General features: G+C 62.5%; 15 protein-coding genes and 2 pseudogenes. 15 read left to right on the top strand and 2 right to left on the bottom strand.

Translation table 11 applies throughout. From position 1 onward, the window contains the following. Nucleotides 1-10: 10 nt before the first annotated feature. Nucleotides 11-1231 (bottom strand): thiamine pyrophosphate-dependent dehydrogenase E1 component subunit alpha, encoded by a 1221-nt coding sequence (locus Q8R81_RS10365; RefSeq protein WP_305617523.1) that lies wholly within the window; start codon nt 1229-1231, stop codon nt 11-13. A 127-nt stretch (nt 1232-1358) separates the two neighbouring features. Here Q8R81_RS10365 and Q8R81_RS10370 point away from each other — a divergent pair, with 127 nt between their 5' ends. The 15 genes and pseudogenes from Q8R81_RS10370 (at nt 1359) to Q8R81_RS10440 (ending at nt 20746) form a co-directional block, all read left to right on the top strand. Then, the gene (locus tag Q8R81_RS10370; protein ID WP_305617525.1) at nt 1359-1814 is read left to right on the top strand and encodes an Lrp/AsnC family transcriptional regulator; all 456 of its coding nucleotides are present in this window, start codon (nt 1359-1361) and stop codon (nt 1812-1814) included. A gap of 149 nt (nt 1815-1963) precedes the next feature. Next, nucleotides 1964-2348, top strand: a pseudogene (locus tag Q8R81_RS10375) (DDE-type integrase/transposase/recombinase); the annotation flags it as partial. 126 nt (nt 2349-2474) lie between these two features. Next, nucleotides 2475-5402, top strand: coding sequence for a CHAT domain-containing protein (locus Q8R81_RS10380; protein WP_305617527.1), 2928 nt, complete (start codon nt 2475-2477; stop codon nt 5400-5402). A gap of 52 nt (nt 5403-5454) precedes the next feature. Continuing rightward, entirely contained in the window at nt 5455-6033 is a 579-nt protein-coding gene (locus tag Q8R81_RS10385; protein WP_305617529.1) for an ANTAR domain-containing response regulator, read from the top strand. Further along, on the top strand, nt 6030-7253 hold the full coding sequence (locus tag Q8R81_RS10390) for an ABC transporter substrate-binding protein (RefSeq protein ID WP_371135353.1): 1224 nt from the start codon (nt 6030-6032) through the stop codon (nt 7251-7253). Before Q8R81_RS10385 ends, Q8R81_RS10390 begins: the two co-directional genes overlap by 4 nt. Before the next feature lie 217 nt (nt 7254-7470). Next, nucleotides 7471-8877, top strand: coding sequence for a CmpA/NrtA family ABC transporter substrate-binding protein (locus Q8R81_RS10395; RefSeq protein WP_305617533.1), 1407 nt, complete (start codon nt 7471-7473; stop codon nt 8875-8877). A 15-nt stretch (nt 8878-8892) separates the two neighbouring features. Next, entirely contained in the window at nt 8893-9900 is a 1008-nt protein-coding gene (locus tag Q8R81_RS10400) for an ABC transporter permease (protein ID WP_305617535.1), read from the top strand. Nucleotides 9901-9912: 12 nt separating this feature from the next. Beyond that, nucleotides 9913-10398 (top strand): annotated as a pseudogene (locus tag Q8R81_RS10405) (ABC transporter ATP-binding protein); the annotation flags it as partial. A gap of 408 nt (nt 10399-10806) precedes the next feature. Continuing rightward, entirely contained in the window at nt 10807-11592 is a 786-nt protein-coding gene (locus tag Q8R81_RS10410) for an ABC transporter ATP-binding protein (RefSeq protein ID WP_305617671.1), read from the top strand. 90 nt (nt 11593-11682) lie between these two features. After that, nucleotides 11683-12942 (top strand): alginate export family protein, encoded by a 1260-nt coding sequence (locus Q8R81_RS10415; protein ID WP_305617537.1) that lies wholly within the window; start codon nt 11683-11685, stop codon nt 12940-12942. A 422-nt stretch (nt 12943-13364) separates the two neighbouring features. After that, nucleotides 13365-15845: a nitrite reductase large subunit NirB gene (nirB, locus tag Q8R81_RS10420; protein WP_305617672.1), complete on the top strand. Its 2481-nt coding sequence runs from the start codon at nt 13365-13367 to the stop codon at nt 15843-15845. After that, nucleotides 15842-16183 carry a nitrite reductase small subunit NirD gene (gene nirD, locus Q8R81_RS10425; protein ID WP_305617539.1) on the top strand — a complete coding sequence of 114 codons (342 nt, stop codon included), beginning with the start codon at nt 15842-15844 and terminating at the stop codon, nt 16181-16183. The genes nirB and nirD overlap by 4 nt, the downstream gene beginning before the upstream one ends. A gap of 163 nt (nt 16184-16346) precedes the next feature. Beyond that, nucleotides 16347-18875: a molybdopterin-dependent oxidoreductase gene (locus tag Q8R81_RS10430; protein WP_305617674.1), complete on the top strand. Its 2529-nt coding sequence runs from the start codon at nt 16347-16349 to the stop codon at nt 18873-18875. Continuing rightward, entirely contained in the window at nt 18872-19657 is a 786-nt protein-coding gene (gene cobA / locus Q8R81_RS10435; RefSeq protein WP_305617540.1) for a uroporphyrinogen-III C-methyltransferase, read from the top strand. The genes Q8R81_RS10430 and cobA overlap by 4 nt, the downstream gene beginning before the upstream one ends. Before the next feature lie 534 nt (nt 19658-20191). Next, on the top strand, nt 20192-20746 hold the full coding sequence (locus Q8R81_RS10440) for a hypothetical protein (RefSeq protein ID WP_305617542.1): 555 nt from the start codon (nt 20192-20194) through the stop codon (nt 20744-20746). A gap of 265 nt (nt 20747-21011) precedes the next feature. Here the strand turns inward: Q8R81_RS10440 and Q8R81_RS10445 are convergent, their stop codons facing one another. Further along, the gene (locus Q8R81_RS10445) at nt 21012-21446 is read right to left on the bottom strand and encodes a hypothetical protein (protein ID WP_305617544.1); all 435 of its coding nucleotides are present in this window, start codon (nt 21444-21446) and stop codon (nt 21012-21014) included. Nucleotides 21447-21484 lie beyond the last annotated feature (38 nt).

The following is a 21484-nucleotide window of genomic DNA, read 5'->3' on the forward strand; positions in this document are numbered from 1 at the left end:
CGGCATGATCTCAAATCCCCAGTTCGCGGCGCTGTTCGATCACGCGCCAATCGGGTTCGGCAAAAACGCCCTCGAACATTTCCGCAACCGATGGCTTGGACTTGCCCAGCGTCCCCACGGCTTCGGCTGCGCGCTGGGCGCTGCGCAGCACCTCGGTCAGTTCGGCCTGCTGTTGTTCGTGACGTTCATCGGACCATTCGCCCAGCGCGATCAGGTGGGCTTTGAGCCGTTCAATCGGGTCGCCCAGCGGCCAATGCTCAGCCTCGTCGGCGGGGCGGTATTTGGTTGGGTCGTCGCTGGTTGAATGGCCCGATACGCGGTAGGTCACGAATTCGATCAGCGTCGCGCCCAGATTGGCACGCGCGCGCGCCGCAGCCCATTGCGTTGCAGCCCAGACCGCCAGAAAATCGTTGCCATCCACGCGCAGGCCCGGAATGCCGTAGGCCAGCGCCTTGGCGGCGAATGTCGTCTGTTCTGCCCCTGCAACGCCAGAAAAGCTGGAAATCGCCCATTGGTTGTTGGTAATCGCCAGGATCACCGGCGCGCGGTAGACAGCGGCAAAGGTCAGGGCTTCGTGAAAGTCACCCTCTGCCGTCGTCCCTTCCCCAATATAACCCAACGCGATCTTGCGGTCACCCTTGTAGGCCGAAGCCATCGCCCAGCCCACGGCATGGCCAAAGCGACTGCCGACATTGCCCGACAACGAATAGAACCCGTATTCGCGCGCCGAATAAAGGATCGGCAATTGCCGCCCCTTCAGCGGATCGTTGGCGTTGGAATATATCTGGTTGATCATCTGTTCGATCGGGTAGCCCCGCGCGATCAACCAGCCCTGCACCCGGTAAGTTGGGAAACACATGTCCCCGGCATCAAGCGCCAGCGATTGCGCAACGCCAATCGCTTCCTCGCCGGTCGATTTCATGAAGAAGCTGGTCTTGCCTTGTCGGTGCGCGCGAAACAGCCGGTCTTCGAACAGGCGGGTCTGCACCATGGCCCGCAAACCCTTACGCATTGTGTCAGCGTCCAGACCGGGATCCCACGCACTGTCCTGTTGGCCAAGCACGCGCACCAGCCCGTACGGATGATCACGCATCTCCTTTTCGGGCGCGTCGAAACTGGGCCTCACGATTGCCGCGCCCGGGTCTAGTGCAATATGATCGAAACGCGCGGCGTCTCCGGGGCGTGCCGAAGGTTGCGGAATGTAAAGTGCAAGCGGGGGCTGGGTTGTCATTGCGAATCCTCATCGAATTGACATGATCATGTCGCTGCGATGAAATTTATATACCTCATTGTTGCGCTCAGACGATTTTCGCGCAATGATATGAGCGGTTTTTATCCATTTTTAGGATGAGCGTTGCGTGGACAAAATCGACCTGCGAATTCTGGCAACTCTGCAGGATCATCCCGACATTTCGACCAACGAACTTGCTGAAAAGGTAGGCCTGTCACATACGCCCTGCTGGCGGCGATTGAAGCGTCTCGAAAAAGATGGTGTGATAAGGGGACGCGCAGTCCTGCTTGATGCCCGACTGCTTGACCTCAACGTCAATGTCTTTGCCGACATCACGCTGAAACAACACGACGAAGGTACCCTGCTCGCACTCGAAGCCGCGCTAGGACAGCAGCCCGAAATCGTCGAATGTTTTTCAGTCAGCGGTAATAGCGATTATATACTGCGTGTGGTCACCAGCAGCATCGAAGCTTACGAACAATTCCTCAAGAAAGTGCTGCTGCACCTGCCCGGCGTTGCGGCGGTAAACTCCCGCTTCGCCCTCGGCTGTATCAAAATGACAACCGCACTGCCGATTGGCTAGGTAACTGAATCGGAATGTAATATTAACCCCGGCTGCGGCTACCAAGCTGCCCGGCCAAAGCCGTCTCGACGTCCTCCAGGCAAGCTAGAGCTGATCAGGTTTCAACCATTCGGATCGGCGACCAAAACGGTGACGTTGCTGGGCGTGCATGGTCGATGCAGAGCCGGCAGACCACCGATGTGGTGCTGCAGGCGCTGCACGTGGCGGAGCGGCGACGTAAACCGGATCTACTCGGACCAAGGTTCGCACTTCACCAGCATGGACTGGGCTGCGTTCATCCGGGCTCACAATCTTGAGCACTCGATGAGCCGACGTGGCAACTGCCACGACAATGACGTCGCGGAGAGCTTCTTCCTGTCGCTCAAGCGCGAGCGTATCCGGCGCCGCACCTACAAAACACGCGAGGAAGCCCAGCAGGACATGTTCGATTGCATCGAGACTTTCCATAACCCGGTGCGCAAGCACGTCAGGAACGGGATGCTGTCACCCGTCGAGTTCGAACGGCAGCAGTCCGTGAAAGCGGAACGCGTCTAGAAAACCAGGGGCTACTCACGGTGGCAGGCCATAGGGCCGCCGCTGATGTGCCGAATGGCACTGACATTGGCGCAAATTGCGGTTAACCATTTCCGCTCAAAGGCCGTGGTTCAACGGGGGCGATAGATGTCGAAGATGATCTGGGCGGCGTTGCTTGCAGCAGCGGTGCCAAACGTTTGCCTTGCCGCCGAAGCCACTAGCTCTGCTACTCCCACCGATTTGGCCGCTCGGGTCAAAGCGCTGTGTGCATTGGACACCTCTGGCAATCCGGCCGAAGCACTGGCCGAAATTGATGCCACGCTCGCACAGGCATCACAGCTCAAGGATATAGACCCGAACGATCTCGCCAACGCGCGGATTGCGCGTGCCCATGCGCTCTATGCGCTTGATCGCTACGATGAAGCACTGCCCATTCTGCAGGAAGCAGAACGGGTGGTCGCGAATTCTTCACAGGGGCAGTCGGTAGACCATGCGCGCTTGCTCGATGGCGTCGGCTCAACCCTCGCAGGACTTGGGCGCAACGACGAAGCGGAAACCTGCCTTTCCCGCGCGCTGACGATGGCCGAAAAGGCCGCAGGGCGTCGCTCCATTGCTTATGCCTCTGCCGTGTACGGTCTCGGGCTGATCGATTTCCAGCGCGGCCAGCCTTTGGCGGCGATCCCGAAAGTCCGCGAAGCTTTCGAAACAGCCCGCGCCGTGTCCGGCACGCTTTCTGCACGCGATATCGAATTGCCTGCCGAATTCGGGATCAGCCTCTCGGCACTTCTGGGCGCGACTGGAGACACGCCCGGCTCCATCGAACCTGCCCGCGAAGCACTGGTTTGGGCAGAAACCCGATTGGGCGACGATCACCGCGTTACTATGGCCGCTCTCAACCGGCTCGGCTCTGTCTACAACGACAATGGCCTGTTCACCCTGTCGATACCCATATTGCGCAAGGTGCTCGATCAGCGCGGCAAGGTGCTCGATCCTGATGACCCGCAACTGGGGTTCACCATCGAAGCGCTGGGCTTCGCGCTGGACAATTCGGGCCAGCGCGATGCAGCCTTTCCCTTCTACGAAAGGGGTGCGCAGATCTTCGAGAAGTCCGTCATGCCCGGACAGCCTGCCCTCGTCACCACTGCCATCGGGCAACTGGCCCGCGTCACGCGCTGGCGCGGCGATCTGGCCGGATCGCTGGCGCTGCGCGAAAAAGCCGTGCGGCTGGGCCGCGAACGGGCACCATCGCCAGAACATCCCGACGTGTTGTTCGCCGAGGTCAACCTTGCGCGTGAACTGCTCTATGCCAACCGGCAGGACGAGGCCAAAGCCCTGCTGGATCACGCAAACGCGGCCTATGCAACACGCGCGCTTGAAACGAGCGCGCGCCGCATCGGAGGCCTAGTCTACGACAGCCTGATCGAGGCGTCTCGCGGCAATCCGCAGTCCGCCCTTGCGCGGGCAAGCCGGGCATTGGCCCCCGCCCGCGCCCGCCTGCTCGATCGCGCCACCCCACGCGCGGAAGTGACGCGGCTGGCCGAGCAATATCACTACCTTTTCGTCCAGCACGCCCGCCTTGCCATGTCGGCAGGCGATGCGGCGCAGGCGTTTGAGGCGCTGCAACTGGCCAACTTGGGCGATCTGCAAAGTGCGATGTCCAGCCTCGCCCTGCTCCGCGCGGCTGACAGTCCCGAAGCCACCGATGCGATCCGCCGCTACCAATCGCTCGCTACCGATGGCGCGCGCCTGCGCCGCACACTCAACGCGCAAGTCGTTGCGGGCAAAGGCGATGCAGCCGCAAACATAAGCCGTCAGTTGGACGAAATCGACGCAAAGTTGCGCGCCGAAGACGCCCAGCTCGCCGCGCTGATCCCCGGCTATTCGGCGCAGACAGCGGTTGAACCGGCCACCCTTGTCGCCGCCCAAGCCTCGCTGGCCAAAGGGCAAGCGCTGGTCCTTTACGGTCAGGATGAAGACGGCCTCGTCATCCTCGCCATCACACCAAACAAGGCTGTCATTGCCACCACCGCCATCGCGCCCCGCGCCCTGCTTGGCCTTGAAAAGCGGTTGCGCGGCTCGATTGAAAGCGGGCTGATCGAGAGCGGCAAAAGCACCTTTGATCGCACCGCCGCGCACGAACTTTATCTGGCGCTGTTCCCCCAGCCGATCCGCGATGCGGTGAAGTCCTCACCCGATCTGCGCATTCTGGCCACCGGCAGCCTTGCCGCCCTGCCCTTTGCCGCGCTTGTCACGCAGGTCCCGCAGGGTGCCGACGATGCCCCCGAAGCCCTGCGCCGCACGCGCTGGCTGGCACGGACTCATGCCGTGTCGGTGCCCCTTGCCGCCGTGCCGCTGCCCACAAATCCGCGCGGCAGCAAAGCGCGCAGCTTCGCCGGGATCGGCGCGCCCATGCTGGGAGAGCCGGTCCGCCTTGCCACACGCGCCGCCCCCCTGCTCCGTTCTGGCGATACCAGCACTCGCGCGCTGCGCCAGCTTGCCAGCCTGCCCGGCGCGGCGGACGAACTGCGCAGCATGGCCAGCGGCTTCCCCGGACAGCCCGCGCTTCTGATCGGCGCAGATGCCACCGAAACAGCGGTCAAAGCCGCGCCGCTCCATCTGGCCAGCGTCATCGCCTTTGCCACGCACGGCCTTGTCGGCGGTGCATTCCGCGATCTGGTGGAGCCTGCGCTGGTCCTCACCCCGCCCGATCAGCCGACCGAAGCGGACGATGGCCTGCTCACCGCGTCTGAAATCGCCAAGCTGCGGCTCGATGCCGATTGGGTGATCCTGTCCGCCTGCGATACCAGCGCGGGCGATGGTGAAAGCGCGCCCACGTTCTCCGGCCTCGCCCGCTCGTTCGTGGCCGCCGGTGCGCGCTCGCTGCTGCTGTCGCACTGGCCCGTGCGCGATGATGTGGCCAGCCGCCTTACGCTCGATACGCTGAACGGCGCGGCCAAAGGCCTGTCCCGTGCCGAGGCTTTGCGCCGCGCGCAACTGGCCATCATCGCCGATAAAAAGCTCGCAGGCGCAGCCCATCCTGCCACATGGGCACCTTTCGTGCTGGTCGGCAACTGACGTGGACACGAATCGCCTTGAATCGAAAGTCCTCCCCGCGCACTAGGCGCACATGCGGATTGCCATTGTCGATGAAAGCGCCAGCCGCGCGGCCGTGATCCGCGAAGGCCTCGCCGCGCTCGACGATTGCGAGATTTTCGTGGTGACCGAACGGCGCGGCCTCGTTGCCCGCATCGGCGAAATCGGGCCAGACATCGTGCTGATGGACCTCGGCAATCCCTCGCGCGATGTGCTGGAAGAATACTTCGCCGTCAGCCGTGTGCTGGGCCGCCCCATCGCCATGTTCGTGGATGAAAGCGACGAGGAATCCATCGCCGCTTCGGTCGATGCCGGTGTTTCATCCTACGTGGTCGATGGCCTTGCCCCGCACCGCATCCGCCCGATCCTCGATCTGGCCGTGCGCCGCTTCAACGCCTTCTCGCGGCTCCAGTCCGATCTGGCCGAGGCCAAGGGCAAGCTGGCGGACCATGAAGTGATCGCCAAAGCCAAGCGCATCCTGATGGACAGCCGAGGCTTCACCGAACCGCAGGCCTATACCGAACTGCGCAAAACCGCGATGAATCAGGGCAAACGCATTGCCGACATCGCCGAAGCAGTCGTCACCGCGCACCAGTTGATGGGAGGGAAATGATGGCCGAAGACGCCACGAATGGCGAACTAACGGTCGGCTTCCTGCCACTGGTCGACGCCTGCCTGCCCATCCTCGCGCTGGAGCATGGCTTTGCCGAGGCCGAGGGCCTGAGCTTGCGCCTCGTGCGCGACATGAGCTGGGCCACGGTGCTTGACCGCCTGCTCTATGGCCACAGCGATGCCGCCCACATGGTCGCCCCATTGGCCATCGCCACCACATTGGGGCGCGGTCGCCCTGCCCAGCCGCTCTCGGTCCCCTTCGTCCTCGGCCTCAACGGCAACGCTGTAACCATGCGCCCCGATCTGGCGCGCGCGGTAAACCCGGCGGGCGGGTTGGGCGAACCGGCAGCAGTCGGCGCGGCCCTGAAGGCCTATATCGCAGCCTCCGGCCAGAAGCTGCGCTTCGGCGTGGTCCACCGCTATTCCAGCCACAACTACATGCTGCGCTACTGGCTCGCCGCTTGCGGCATTCGCCCGGACGTGGATGTTGAAATCACCACCGTCGCCCCGCCATTCTGCGCCGATGCGCTCGAATTTGGCGAAGTCGATGCGATCTGCGTGGGCGAACCGTGGAACAGCGTGGCGGTGGAACGCGGCACCGGCGAGATCGTGATGGTTACCGCGCAAATCTGGCGGCGCGGCGTGGAAAAAGTCCTCGCCTTCCGTGAACCGGTAATGGAAGCGCGCCGTCCGCAGGCCGAAGCGCTGGTTCGCGCGCTGCGCAAGGCGGGCGAACACTTCGTCGATCCCGCCAATCTTGAAACCAATGCGGCGATTCTCGCGCGGGCAGAGTACCTTGATGGTGATGCCACACTGATCCGCCGCGCCATTTCAGACCGGCTCCTGCTCCGTCAGGGCGGCGCTCTGCTGCACTACCCCGATTTCATGTTCCAGCACCGCGAGGCGGCGAACTTCCCGTGGGTCAGCCAGGCCGAATGGCTCTACAGCCAGATGGTGCGATGGGACGGACTCGCGTTTGACTCAGGCGATGCCCGAAAAGCGGCCCGCGTATTCCGCCCCGATGTCTACCGCAGCGCACTATTGGGCACCGGAGAGCCTTTGCCCGGCGCCAGTTCCAAGGTCGAAGGAAGCCTTGCCGGGCCGACTTCGGTATCGATGCAGCAGGGCCTTATGACGCTGGAAAACAACAGTTTCTTCGATGGAAAGCCGTTCGACCCAGTGTTGCTCGAATCCTACATTCAGGGGCAACGCTCTGCATAAAATTCTATTGCGGTGCAAAAAACGCTTGCCGAATGGCAGCCGAATCACATAGCCTTAGAGCCAAGCCGAGTGGTGCCGCCCAAGGATGGACGGAAACAGCACAGCCCGGCTCAGCATTTTCATCGCGTGGCAACGTCGCCGCCCAGACCTCCCCATTTCGGGATGCGTTCGGGCGGCTTTTTCGTGTTTGCCACGTCACTTCAAAGGGGTGGTCGAAGTGAACGGACGGAACACATTTAACCGGCGCAACATGGTCGCAGCGCTGCTCGCCGGGATCGCACTGGCCAGTTGCGGCAAAAGCGCCGACGCGCCTGAAAAGGCCGCCGCTTCGGCCAATGGCATTGAAAAGCCGGTCCTGAAGCTTGGCTTCATCAAACTGACCGACATCGCCCCGCTGGTCGTCGCGCAGGAAAAGGGCTTCTTCCGCGAAGAAGGCCTCACCGTCACGCTCGAACCGCAGGCCAACTGGAAAGTCCTGCTTGATGGCGTCACCGGCGGCCAGCTTGATGGCGCACACATGCTGGCGGGCCAGGTTCTGGCATCGGGTGCTGGCATCGGCTCCAAGGTTCCGCTGGTAACGCCGTTCTCGCTCGACCTTAATGGCAAGGGCGTGACCGTTTCCAATCAGGTGTGGGACATGATCGCCCCAACCCTGCCAAAGGGACCGGACGGCAAGGTGCAGATGCCGATTTCGGCCGCCGCGCTGAAGCCGGTCGTCGCCAAGTTCAAGGCTGAGGGCAAGCCATTCAAGATGGGCATGGTCTTCCCCGTATCCACCCACAACTACGTGCTGCGCTATTGGCTGGCCGCAGGCGGGCTGAACCCCGGCTTCTATCTGCCTGCCGATACCGCTGGTGTCACCGGTGCCGACGTGCAGCTTTCCGTCACCCCGCCGCCGCAGATGCCGGCCACGATGGAAGCTGGCACGATCAACGGCTATTCGGTGGGTGAACCGTGGAATCAGGCCGCCGTTGCCAAGAAGATCGGCGTGCCGATCATCGTCGATCCCGATATTGCCGGGACCACGGGCGACAAGGTGTTCGGCCTGACCGCTGATTTCGTGAAGAAGAACCCCGGCACGGTCAAGGCGCTGACCCGCGCGCTGATCCGCGCATCGATGTGGCTCGATGCCGAAGGCGGCAAGAACCGGCCCGAAGCGGTGAAGCTGCTCGCCAATTCCAAATATGTCGGCGCCGATGAAAAGGTGCTGATGGCCTCGATGACCGGCAAGTTCACGTTCGGCTCGGGCGACACCCGCGATACGCCCGAATTCAACCTGTTCTTCGATCAGCAGGCGTCGTATCCCTTCTATTCCGACGGCATCTGGTTCCTCACGCAGATGCGCCGCTGGGGCCAGATTTCGGAAGACAAGACCGACCAGTGGTATCTCGATACGGTCAAGTCAGTCTATCGCCCTGATCTTTATGACGAAGCTGCCAAGTCGCTCGTCGCCGATGGCAAGGCCAGCGCCGATGCCTTCCCGCAGACCGATGGCTTCCGCGTCTATACCCGCAAAGCCATCGATGGCGTGGCCTTCGATGCCAAAAAGCCCGCCGCCTATGCCGCCAGCTTCGCCATTGGGCTGAAGCCGGGCCAGAAGGTTACGCCTGCGGGCGTCAAGTAAGACAGGACCAAACCCATGAACGCCGTTCCGCTTCGCAAGGACGAGTTCCTCCAGACCCTGCCGCAGGATAAGGAGGAGAGCCAGTCTCTCCTCCCCACCCCAGAGGAAACGCCCGTGACCGCATCGCTCAAGCTTCCCTTCGGCATCAAGCTTCCGGCAGGGCGGGCAGTGTTTGAATCGCTGTGGCCACCGCTGGCCGGGATTGGCGGCTTCCTGCTGCTGTGGGCACTGCTGGCACCACTGGTGCAGACCTCGCTGGGGGCATTGCCGGGGCCGGGCGATGTGTGGACGGCGTTTGGTGGCCTGATGGAAGAAAACGCCGCGGCGCGCGTGGCGGAAACCGAGGCAATCGCGTCCGGCTATGGCTACACCGGCCCGCCAACCTTCATCGACCAGATTTTCACCTCGCTGGAAACGGTGGCCGCTGGCTTCATTCTGGCCACGATCTTTGCGGTGCCGCTGGGCCTTGTTGCGGGCATGTCAAAGCGCGTGAACGCGGCGATCAATCCGCTGGTGCAGGTCATGCGCCCGGTCAGCCCGCTGGCATGGCTACCCATCGTCACAATGGTCGTCTCGGCCTCCGTCACCAGCGACGACCCGACTTTGGCCAAAAGCTTCATCATCTCGGCCGTGGTGGTCATGCTCTGCTCGCTCTGGCCAACCCTCATCAACACCGCCATCGGCACGGCCAGCATCGACAAGGACTTGATCGCGGTAGGCCGCGTGCTGCGCCTCGGCTGGTTTGCCAAGCTCACGCGCCTCGTCCTGCCATCGTCGCTGCCCTATATCTTTACCGGCATGCGCCTTTCGCTCGGCACCGGCTGGATGGTGCTGATCGCGGCCGAAATGCTCGCCCAGAACCCGGGTCTCGGCAAGTTCGTGTGGGACGAATTCCAAAACGGCTCTGAAAAGTCGCTGGCCCGCATCATGGTGGCGGTCGTCGTGATCGGCCTGATCGGCTTCGCTCTCGACCGTGTGATGATGGCCATGCAGGCCTTCGTCAGCCGCAACCGCAACGTCTGAGGAGCACCCATCATGGCCACGATCCTCTCGCTCAGCAATGTCCGCAAAAGCTTCACCGGCAAGGCGGGCGGCGTTTCCGAAGTCCTCGGCGGCATCGACCTCGATGTTGAGGAAGGCGAATTCATCGCCATCCTCGGCTTCTCCGGCGCGGGCAAAACCACGCTGATCTCGGCCATCGCTGGCCTTGTCGAACCCGATGCAGGCGAAATCCTGCTGCGTGGCAAGGCAATTGACGGGCCGGACAAGGATCGTGGCCTCGTCTTCCAGTCCTACTCGCTGTTCCCCTGGCTGACCGTGTAACAGAACGTCGCGCTGGCCGTGGACTCGGTCCACAAGGATCGCAGCAAGCAGGCACGTGCCGATCTGGTGCGGCAGAAGGTTGAACTGGTCGGCCTTGGCCATGCGATGGATCGCAAGCCCGGCCAGCTTTCGGGCGGGATGCGCCAGCGCGTTGCGGTGGCTCGCGCTTTGGCAATGGAACCCGAAATTCTCCTTCTGGATGAACCCCTTTCGGCATTGGACGCCCTCACCCGCGCCAAGCTGCAGGACGAGATCGACCGCATCCGCGAGGAGGAAAAGCGCACGATCATCCTTGTCACCAACGACGTGGATGAAGCGCTGTTGCTGGCGGACCGTGTTGCCGTGCTGACGCCTGCTCCTGCGGCGCACATCGGCAAGATCTTCTCCGTCAACCTGCCGCGCCCGAGGGATCGGGAAGCGGTAAACGATAGCGTGGATTTTCAGGCACTTCGCACGGAAATCGTCACCTATCTCGGCGGTCTGGCCGGTGAAAAGGCGGCGCTCGGCAGTGACTCCGGCAGCCTGCCCAATATCATCCCGCTCGATCTCGCCCCGCCGCCCAAGGCCTATCAGGACGCGGCGAAAAAGGGTGCGACGCGGCGTTACATGGAGTTCTGGAAACTCAATAAGATCTACCCGACACCCAAGGGTCCGCTGACTGTGGTTGAAGACTTCAACCTGTTGATGGACAAGGGAGAATTCGTCTCGCTGATCGGCCATTCGGGCTGCGGCAAGTCCACCGTGCTGACGATGGCAGCGGGTCTGAACGAAATCAGCAAGGGCGGCATCATCCTCGACAACCGCGAGATCGACGTCGCGGGGCCGGACAAGGCGGTGGTGTTCCAATCGCCCAGTCTGATGCCCTGGCTCACTGCGCGGCAGAACGTGGCGCTGGGCGTGGAGCGTGTCTATCCGCACGCAACCCGTTCGGAACGCAGGGAAATCATTGACTACTATCTTGAACGCGTGGGCCTTGCCGATGCGCGCGACAAGATGGCGGCGGAAATGTCCAACGGGATGCGCCAGCGCGTCGGCATCGCCCGCGCCTTCGCGCTCAGCCCGCGCTTGCTGCTGCTGGATGAACCGTTCGGCATGTTGGACAGCCTGACGCGGTGGGATTTGCAGGACGTGCTGGTCGAAGTGTGGAACCGCACGAAGGTGACCGCCATCATGGTGACGCACGATGTCGATGAAGCGATCCTTCTGGCCGACCGTGTGGTGATGATGACCAATGGGCCGAACGCGACCATCGGAAAAGTGCTGAAAGTGGACCTGCCACGCCCGCGCGACCGCAAGGAATTGCTAAAGCATCCAATGTTTTACGCCTACCGTCAGGAGGTGTTGCACTTCCTTGCGGAGTACGATCACGGGCCGAAATCAAATGCGGCCTGAACGACACCTAGATGCACCTACAAGCACCTAAGCGCACCTGAGGCGCACGAGAGGATGCCTGACCGGCTCAACTGAGGGGGATCAGGGAACATGAAGAAGACCACATTCGCGGCGGCGCTGCTCGCGTCGTCGATCGCATTCGCACACCCGGCGCACGCCGCCGGAAAACCCGCTTTCGGTGATCCAATTCCGGTCACCGATGGCCTGACGCTCGATCCGATCATCGACGCGCGCATCCGCTACGAGGGCATCGAGCAGCCGACCGTCGATGCCGATGCGCTGACCGTGCGGTTGCGTTCCGGGTTGGAGTTGAAGCACGCGCCTTCGCACCTTTCGGTGCTGGTGGAGGCCGAGGGTACGCTGGCATTGTCGAAGAGATACAATGCTTTCCCCTTTGCCTTGCCAGGCAGTCCGCAGCGTCGCACGCAGTTTGCCGTGGTGCCTGATGCCGAAAGCATCGACCTGAACCGCGCGCAGATCATGTACAAGGTGAAGGACTTTGCACTGACCGTGGGGCGGCAGCGGATAAACCTTGATGATCAACGCTTTGTCGGCTCGGTCGGCTGGCGGCAGAACGAGCAGACGTTCGACGCCGTGCGCGCCGAGGCGACGTTCGGGCCGATCAGCTTTGATGGCACCTACGCGATCCAGCAGGATTCGATCTTCGGGTCCGAAGCCGGGCCGCGTCGGTCGATGGATGGCGACTTCGTGTTCCTGCAAGCCAGTGCGAAGCTGGGACCGGTGACCGCCAAGGCGTTCTCCTATATCCTTGATTATGATGAAGCTTTTGCCTTCGCCAACTCATCACAAACCTATGGCGGGCGCGTTTCGGGCAGCATTCCGCTGTCCAAGGCGGTGAAGCTGAATGTGCTGGCCAGCTACGCCCGCCAATCCGGCATCGGCAGCGCGCCGGTGGCCTATGAAGCGGACTTCGTTCTGGGCGAACTTGGAATGGGTTATCAGGGCTTTACCCTGACCGGCGGCTACGAAAAGCTGGGTGCGGACAAGGCCGTGGGCAAATCCTTCCAGACCCCGCTGGCGACGCTGCACAAGTTCAATGGCTGGGCCGACCTGTTCCTGACCACGCCGGGCAATGGGCTGGAGGATTACTACGTCACGCTCGCCAAGGTTCTGCCGAAAGTGAAGGCTGTTCAAGGGCTTAACGCGAACGTGACTTACCATGAATTCCGCAGTGATGTGGGCGGGGTAAAGTTCGGCAGCGAATGGGACGCCAGCCTCGGCTTCAAGACCAAGAAGGTGGGCTGGCTGGTGAAGTATGCCAACTACAACGCCGACAAGTTTGGCGTGGATCGGGAGATCTTGTGGTTGCAGGCTGAGGTGGCGTTTTGATCTGAGGTTGGATTGCCCACCCCCGACCCCTCCCGCCTGCGGGAGGGGGGAAGTAAGGGCGGGTTGCCCCCTCCCGCAGGCGGGAGGAAGAATTGGAGGGTGAGTTGCCCCCCTCCCGCAGGCGGGAGGGCGAATTTGAGGATGAGTTGCTCCCCTCCCGCAGGCGGGAGGGGCTGGGGGTGGGCCTCTTCCGTTGCTGCACTGCAAAATAAAGCTTGCAGTGCAGCGCCCGAATCGGTTAGCCAAGTAGACGAAGGCCGATGTGCCGCCCAAGGTCGGGCGATCCAGCGCAAAGCCTGAACAATCAACATCGCGTGGCAATGTCGCCGCCCAGACCTCCCTTTTTCGGGATGCGTTCGGGCGGCTTTTTCGTGTTGCGCGTTTTGCCAAGGATTACGAAATTGAACGCGCCTTCGACCCTGATGGACAAGGACAACACCGCCGCCGTGAAAGAACGGCTGGTGGTGATCGGCAACGGCATGGCCGGGTGCCGCGCGGTGGAGGAAATTCTCGCCCGCGATCCGGCCCGCTTCGATGTGACGATCTTCGGCGCTGAGCCGCGCGTGAATTACAACCGCATCATGCTTTCCCCGGTTCTGGCCGGAGAGAAAGCGTTTGAGGACATCGTCATCAATGGTGACGACTGGTACGCCGACAACGCGATCACGCTGGTTTCCGGCGATCCAATCGTTTCCATCGACCGCGCGACGCAGACCGTTTTAGCCAAGTCTGGCCGGGTCGAACCCTATGATCGGCTGCTGATTGCGACCGGTTCCGACCCGTTCATCATCCCGGTTCCGGGCAAGGATCTGGCGGGCGTGGTGACGTTCCGTGATTTGGATGACGTGGACAAAATGCTGACCGCTGCTGAAAAGGGCGGCAGCGCAGTGGTGATCGGCGGTGGCCTGCTCGGGCTGGAGGCAGCGCATGGCCTCTCGCTTCGTGGCATGAAGGTCACCGTCGTTCACCTTATGCCCACGCTGATGGAGCGCCAGCTGGATGAAGCGGCGGGATACCTGCTGAAAACCGAACTGGAACGGCGCGGCCAGACCATCGTGACCGGCGGTGATACCGCTGAAATCGTTGGGCGCGATGGCCACGTTTCCGCTGTCCGCCTGAAGGATGGGCGAACCTTTGACGCCGATATCGTGGTGATGGCCGTGGGCATCCGCCCCGGCACCACGCTGGCCAAATCGGCCGGGATCGAGGTGGAGCGCGGCATCGTGGTGGATGACCACATGGTGACGAGCGATCCGGCGATCATGGCGGTGGGCGAATGTGTGCAGCATCGCGGGGCCTGCTATGGCCTGGTGGCACCGCTGTGGGATATGTGCCGCGCGCTCGCCGATGCGGCCTGCGAAAGCCCGAGCGGCTATGAAGGTTCAGTAACCTCAACCAAGCTGAAGGTTTCGGGGATCGACCTGTTTTCCGCCGGGGACTTTTCGGGCGGGGATGGGGCCGAGGACATCGTAATGCGCGATGCGGCGCGCGGGGTCTACAAGCGGGTGGTGGTGAAGGACAACCGGCTGGTTGGCGCGGTCCTTTATGGCGATACGGCAGACGGCAGCTGGTACTTCGACCTGCTGAAAAAGGGCGAGGACATCTCCGACATCCGCGAAGCGCTGATCTTTGGTCAGGCTTTCGCCAGCGGGGGTGCCCTGCTGGACCCTAATGCCGCCGTTGCAGCACTTTCGGACGACGCAGAAATCTGCGGCTGCAACGGCGTTTCCAAGGGCAAAGTGATCGAGACGATCAACGCAGGCGCGTGCAGCCTTGATGCGGTGCGCAGCACTTGCAAGGCTTCGGCATCGTGCGGATCATGCACTGGCCTCGTCGAAAGCCTGCTGGCGCTGACGCTGGGCGGCGAGGTGCAGTCCGGACCAAAGACGATGTGCAAATGCACCAGCTTCAGCCACGATGATGTGCGCCGCCTGATTGGTGAAAAGTCGCTGCGGTCCATCCCGCAAGCGATGCAGGAACTGCACTGGACCACGCCGGATGGCTGCTCATCGTGCCGCCCTGCGCTCAACTACTACCTGCTGTGCGCGTGGCCGGGCGAATATGAGGATGACCAGAAGAGCCGCTTTGTGAACGAGCGGCTTCACGCCAATATCCAGAAGGACGGCACCTATTCCGTGGTGCCGCGCATGTGGGGTGGCCTCACCAATCCGCGTGAATTGCGCGCGATTGCCGATGTGGTGGAGAAGTTCAACGCGCCGATGGTCAAGGTGACCGGTGGGCAGCGGTTGGACATCTTTGGCATCAAGAAGGAAGACCTGCCTGCCGTCTGGGCTGATCTGAACGCGGCGGGCATGGTTTCGGGCCATGCTTATGGCAAGAGCTTGCGCACGGTGAAGACCTGCGTTGGCAGCGAATGGTGCCGCTTTGGCACGCAGGATTCAACCGGCCTTGGCGTGAAGCTGGAGCGGATGACCTGGGGATCGTGGATGCCCCACAAGTTCAAGATCGCGGTATCCGGCTGCCCGCGCAATTGCGCGGAAGCGACGATCAAGGACTTCGGCGTGGTCTGCGTGGACTCCGGCTATGAACTGCACGTTGGCGGCAATGGCGGGATCAAAGTGCGCGCCACAGACCTGCTGTGCAAAGTGGCGACCGAGGCCGAGACGATGGACGTGTGTGCGGCCTTTATCCAGCTTTACCGCGAACAGGCGCATTATCTGGAGCGCACCGCGCCGTGGATCGAGCGCGTCGGGCTGGATCATGTGAAGGCCGGGCTGTTCGATGATGCCGACAGCGTAAAGCGCCTCGCCGCGCGGTTCCGCTATTCGCAAACCTTCTGTCAGGACGATCCTTGGGCCGAGCGCGTGGCGGGCAAGGATGCGGACTTGCACCAGCATCTGGCCGAAGTGCGGCCCCTTTCGATCACGGAGTATGCGCAATGATCGGCGATTGGCTCGACATCGGTTCGGTGGACCAGATCACCCCCGGCACAGCGCGCACGCTGCCGGTGGTGGGCTTTGACGAAATCGCGGTGTTCCGCACGCAGAAGAACGAGTTCTATGCGCTGGTGAACAAGTGCCCGCACAAGCAGGGGCCGCTTTCGCAGGGCATCGTCCACGACAACATGGTGACCTGCCCGCTGCACAACTGGAACATCTCGTTGAAGACCGGCGAAGCGCTGGGTGAAGACAAGGGATGCGTCCCCACCATTCCGATGAAGGTGGATGCGGGGCGGATGTATCTGCTGCGCTCCGCCGTGGTGGGGAAGCGCGCGGCGTGAGGGTCATTTGCGCAACCATCCTCCCCGGCACGGGGAGGGGGACCGCCAGCGGCGCTGGTGGTGGAGGGGGCCATCGTTTTCAACGGTGCTTGCCCGCTCGGTTGCGCGATGGGGATAGCCCCCTCCACCGCCTGCGGCGGTCCCCCTCCCCGTGCCGGGGAGGATTGGCGTGATCCGCACCACTTGCGCCTATTGCGGCGTTGGCTGCGGCATCGCTGCCGAGGTTACGGGCGAGCGTTCCGTCACCATCCGGGGCGATGCGGCGCATCCCGCCAACTTCGGCAAGTTGTGTTCAAAGGGCACGCATCTGGGGGAGACGGTCTCGCTTGATGGCAGGCTGCTGCACCCGATGATCGGGGAACGGCGCGCCGGGTGGGACGAGGCGCTGGATCTGGTGGCGGATAAGATGCGGGCGTGCATCGCGCAGCATGGGCCGGACAGCGTGGCGCTGTACGTCTCGGGGCAGTTGCTGACCGAGGACTACTATGCCGCCAACAAGCTGATGAAGGGCTTTGTCGGCAGCGCCAACATCGACACCAATTCTCGGCTGTGCATGGCCAGTGCGGTGGCGGCGCACAATCGCGCGTTTGGCGAGGATATTGTCCCGGTCACTTATGACGATCTGGACGAGGCTGACCTGATCCTGCTGGTGGGATCGAACACCGCGTGGTGCCATCCGGTGATCTGGCAGCGGATCGAGGGTGCGCGGGAAAAGCGCGGCACGAAGATCGTGGTGATCGACCCGCGTCGGACCGAGACGGCGGAGCAGGCGGACTTGTTTGTGCCGGTGCTGCCGGATGGCGATGTGGGGTTGTTCAACGCCTTGCTGGCCGCAATGGCGGCGCGGGGGTTGGTTGGCGAACAAGCCCTCCCCCAGCCCCTCCCGCCTGCGGGAGGGGAGAATGGTGGCGTTTCGGCGGAGACGTTTGCTGCGCTTGCCGATCTTGTCGCCGCGCATCCGCGCATGGTTACGGTGTTTTCGATGGGGGCGAACCAGTCTGTCGCGGGGACGGACAAGGGCAATGCCATCATCAACCTGCATCTGGCGACGGGGCGGATCAACGTGCCGGGCGCGGGGCCGTTTTCGATGACCGGGCAGCCCAATGCGATGGGCGGACGCGAGGTGGGCGGGCTGGCCAATATGCTGGCGTGCCATCTGGGCTTTTCGGATGAGGAGCGCGCCGATGTGGCGGCGTTCTGGCAGGCACCACGCATGTGCAGCGGGCCGGGGCTGAAGGCGGTGGACCTGTTCCGCGCGGTGCATGATGGCCGCGTGAAGTTCCTTTGGGTGATGGCGACCAATCCCGCCGTTTCGATGCCAGACGCCGGGTTCGTGCGCGAGGCCTTGGCGCGATGCGAGACGGTGGTGGTGTCCGACGTGATTGCCGATACCGATACCGCCAAGTTCGCGCACGTCCGCTTGCCCGCGCTGGCGTGGGGCGAGAAGGACGGGACGGTGACCAATTCCGAACGCCGCATTAGCCGTCAGCGCGCGCTGTTTGCTGCTCCGGGTGAAGCGCGGGCAGATTGGGCGATTGTTGGCGATGTGGCGCAGCGGATGGGCTTTGCCGGGTTCGATTGGACCAATGCGGCAGGCGTGTTTCGTGAATATGCAGCGATGACGGCGCTGGCGGTGAAGCATGGCAAAGTGCTGGACCTGACCGACAAGGCGGGGGTTTCCGACGCGGAATTTGAGGCGATGGAGCCGTTCATTTGGGGCGGGCGGCATCCGATGGCGGGGCGCGCGATGCGGCATGTGCCGGTGGAGGCGCGGATGCGTGACGCCGATCCCGACTATCCGCTGCGGCTCAACACCGGGCGTTATCGCGACCAGTGGCACACGATGACGCGCACGGGCCTATCGCCCACGCTGGCGCAGCATCGGCGCGAGCCTTTGCTGGAGGTGCATCCTGTTGATGCTGCGGGTTTGGCTGATGGCGCTTTGGCGCGGGTGGTGACGGCTGCGGGCGCATCGGTGTTCCGCGTGTCTGTGACCGAGGCGCAAGCGCAGGGCCAAGTGTTCGTGCCGATGCACTGGACCGATGCGATGGCCAGCGGCGGGCGCGGGAATGTGCTGCCCGATCAGTCGGTTGATCCCGTCTCCGGCCAGCCCGGCTTCAAGAACAACGCCTGCCGGATCGAACCGGTGGACAGCGATTGGCGCGCATTTCTGGTGCGGCATGATGCCATTGCGCCCCACGGCTTGGCATGGTGGAGCCGGTCTGCCATCACCGGGGGCTGGCTCTATGAACTGGCGGGCGATGGCCCGGTGGATGCCGATGTGCTGCTGCCTGCGGGCGAGCGCGTGGAAGCGGTGGACATGGCGCGCGGGATGCGGCGGCTGGCGGTGCTGGATGCGGGCGGCATGCTCAAGGCTGCGCTTTATGTAACGCGGACCGGGCAACTGCCTGCGCGGGAGTGGATTTCCGGGCAGCTTGGCTCAAGCGGCGCTGCCCTGCCCGAACTGCTGGCTGCGCGGCCCAGCGCCCCTGCCCCGGATCGCGGCCCGGTCGTTTGCGTGTGCCACGGCATCGGCGCGAAGCAGATCCTTGGCGTGGTGGAGCAGGGCGCTGGCACGGTGGCCGATGTGGGCAAGGCCTGCGGAGCGGGCACCAATTGCGGATCGTGCCGCCCGGCCATCGCCCGGATGCTGCGTGAATGGAACGAGACATGTGCGGAGGCAGCGGAATGACGGACTTTCCCGAAGGAACCGTGTGGCTGGTGGGCGCAGGTCCGGGCGATCCCGAACTGCTCACGCGCAAAGCCGAACGCCTGATCGGCATGGCCACCGTGGTGTTCCACGATGCGCTGGTGGGCGCAGGCGTGCTGGAAATGGCCGCTCCCGGTGCGCGGCTGGTGCATGTGGGCAAGCGATCCGGGCGGCATTCGAAGGATCAGGGCACGATTGACAAGCTGATCGTCGCAGCAGCCTTAGCCGGAGATCGGGTGGTCCGGCTGAAAGGCGGCGATCCGGCGATCTTTGGCCGCGCGACCGAGGAACTGGACGCCTGCCACGCTGCCGGTGTGCCCGTGCGCATCTGTCCCGGCGTGACGGCGGCGAGCGCGGCGGCGGCGAGTCTGGGACAGTCGCTCACCCTGCGCGGCCTTGCCCGCAAGCTGACCTTCGTGACGGCGCATGCGCGCGCAGGCGAAGTGCTCGATCTGGATTGGGCCACGCTGGCCGATCCCGAAGCGACGCTGGCAGTCTATATGGGCAAGGCGGCGGCCACCGACGTTTCACGCAACCTGATCGCGGCGGGCCTGCCTGCCGATACACCGGTGGCGCTGGTCGAGTCTGCCAGTCTGCCGGAGGAACGCCACTTCCACACCCGCCTTGATCTGCTGCCGCTGGTGGCGCGCACCGCACTGGGCGATGGCCCGGCGCTGCTGCTGATCGGCCAAGCGCTAGCCCGGGTCAAACGCAAACATAAAGCTGCAATGGAGCGGGTGAAGGGAACCGCAAAGATCGACTAACGATCTATAATTAAATAAGATGCTGTATTGCAGCAAAGAATACAGCCCCACACAATGGCCCCACTCCCTTTCGGTAAATCGGGATTGAAGCTTAAACCTGGTCTGCTTGTAAACCACTCACTGGGTGATGCCACCATACCCCGGCAAGCAAAGATGCGCAATTTCCGACCGCCCGCGGGCTAAGAGTCTGCTTGCTTGCTGCGACGATGGGCGCGGGGCTGCCACCTCAATTCCAGTCGTTCATTCACGCCGACAGGACAGTCTCAGATCGACGGGGTTTGGGACTTAACGGCCATTCCCGCCTGACGGGTTCAGCGGCAGGTTCAGTGCCAAAACCCGCCACTCTGCCGTCTGCGCGCTGGGCACGAATTGCGACCGCTATTGGGCCGGTTGCTGAAAGGCAGGTTCTGGCTGGCAAAGGATCAAAGCCGATGGTCGGCTTTCCAAGTAAGCTCCGCGATGCATTGTAAGACAACAGGTGGGTGATAAAGCGGTGGCCAGGCGCGGTCGGAAGCCTGCGACGGAGAAGGTCTGATGTCAAAACCTGCACCTGCATTCGTGGATGCTAGTAAGGGCAAACCTGTCCTTTGGGCTGCAGAGCCGGTGAAGGGCATCTACGTTCGCCCTTTCCAGTTGGGACTTCACATTATCCAATTAGCTGCATTTGCAGGGATTGCATACCTGTTCTACCAACAGTCACCGCTTCTGATTGCTATACTCCCCATCCTGTTTGGCATTTTTCTCGTTATAACGATTACATGGCTGGATGCCGACGCTCGCAATGGCATATCATATCGACTAACCGAAGATGGCCTTTTCTTCGTTCACGACAGGACCGCACAGGTTGTTCATTTCACGTCGATGGCAGCGCTAAAATCGATAAAGCGCCCCCGCGTTGTAAGGCACTGGGACTACTTCAGCGTCGATTTGCCAGACCCTGAGCCAAGGGAGCTGATAGGGTGGCGGTCACCTGATATCCCCGCAATGCGGCTCGGCGAACGACTCGAACTTGTCCAGGATCCTGACGCTTTTTTACTCGCTGTCGAATACGCAGGCACTGAAAGCGTTGAAGCCTGTGGGCAGAGCTGAAGGCCCACTAGCGTCATTGGCACCGCTACTTCTTGCGCTGCGCGAAATGACCGGAATTGGGCAACCCGGCGCCGGCCCGCAATGACCGGGATTAGGGCGCTTTGCTGACATTCTGCGTTCTCCTCGGTGATCGACCGGTTTCAGCTAAATCCAACGCTTACTGGTGCTGATGTGAACGGCGGATTGTGGGCCGTTCGCCGACAGACCGGCATGGGAAGTCGATTAGAGTGGGTTGTCGGTATAATCGCCTAATCGACCATGCCGATCAGCTTTCAGATGCGAAAAACAATGCAGCAAGTGCACCAATCCAGAGAGGAAGTGCTACTGGCGCTCGTTTGCTTTGCGCTGCCTTGGCAAGGATTGCCGCAATGCCCATGCCCGCTGCCAGAGTGATGAAGAACTGTTCTGCTGTCAGCCACGGAATTAGTGCGATCAGGGTTTTGGCGACTCCAGCCGGGACGATCTGGAAGGCTGCGAACGCAAGGCATGCGATTGCCAATGCGAGTGAAACCGCAAAGGCAGACCAGCTCAGCGTTGCACTATGTGCAGCCGGCACCGCAGCTGCAAAGACCACTCCTGCTACAAACAGAATTGCATTGTTGATATTGGAAGTGTTGCCGGTGCGCAGATTGCCAATGATCAGCGGCACCATCGCGAGCGTTAGTACGCCAATCTTCAGGAGAATGGCTGTTTCCAGCATTGGAGATTCCTCTGGATATTGAGACGGAAGGTTCAGCG

Source organism: Novosphingobium sp., from assembly GCF_030696665.1.
Taxonomy (GTDB): domain Bacteria; phylum Pseudomonadota; class Alphaproteobacteria; order Sphingomonadales; family Sphingomonadaceae; genus Novosphingobium.

Coding starts and splice junctions, on each gene's coding strand:
- Q8R81_RS10365 (WP_305617523.1), bottom strand. CDS start 1,231: ATGACAACCCAGCCCCCGCTTGCACTTTACATTCCGCAACCTTCGGCA.
- Q8R81_RS10380 (WP_305617527.1), top strand. CDS start 2,475: ATGTCGAAGATGATCTGGGCGGCGTTGCTTGCAGCAGCGGTGCCAAAC.
- Q8R81_RS10385 (WP_305617529.1), top strand. CDS start 5,455: ATGCGGATTGCCATTGTCGATGAAAGCGCCAGCCGCGCGGCCGTGATC.
- Q8R81_RS10390 (WP_371135353.1), top strand. CDS start 6,030: ATGATGGCCGAAGACGCCACGAATGGCGAACTAACGGTCGGCTTCCTG.
- Q8R81_RS10400 (WP_305617535.1), top strand. CDS start 8,893: ATGAACGCCGTTCCGCTTCGCAAGGACGAGTTCCTCCAGACCCTGCCG.
- Q8R81_RS10410 (WP_305617671.1), top strand. CDS start 10,807: ATGGAGTTCTGGAAACTCAATAAGATCTACCCGACACCCAAGGGTCCG.
- Q8R81_RS10415 (WP_305617537.1), top strand. CDS start 11,683: ATGAAGAAGACCACATTCGCGGCGGCGCTGCTCGCGTCGTCGATCGCA.
- nirB (WP_305617672.1), top strand. CDS start 13,365: ATGGACAAGGACAACACCGCCGCCGTGAAAGAACGGCTGGTGGTGATC.
- nirD (WP_305617539.1), top strand. CDS start 15,842: ATGATCGGCGATTGGCTCGACATCGGTTCGGTGGACCAGATCACCCCC.
- cobA (WP_305617540.1), top strand. CDS start 18,872: ATGACGGACTTTCCCGAAGGAACCGTGTGGCTGGTGGGCGCAGGTCCG.
- Q8R81_RS10440 (WP_305617542.1), top strand. CDS start 20,192: ATGTCAAAACCTGCACCTGCATTCGTGGATGCTAGTAAGGGCAAACCT.
- Q8R81_RS10445 (WP_305617544.1), bottom strand. CDS start 21,446: ATGCTGGAAACAGCCATTCTCCTGAAGATTGGCGTACTAACGCTCGCG.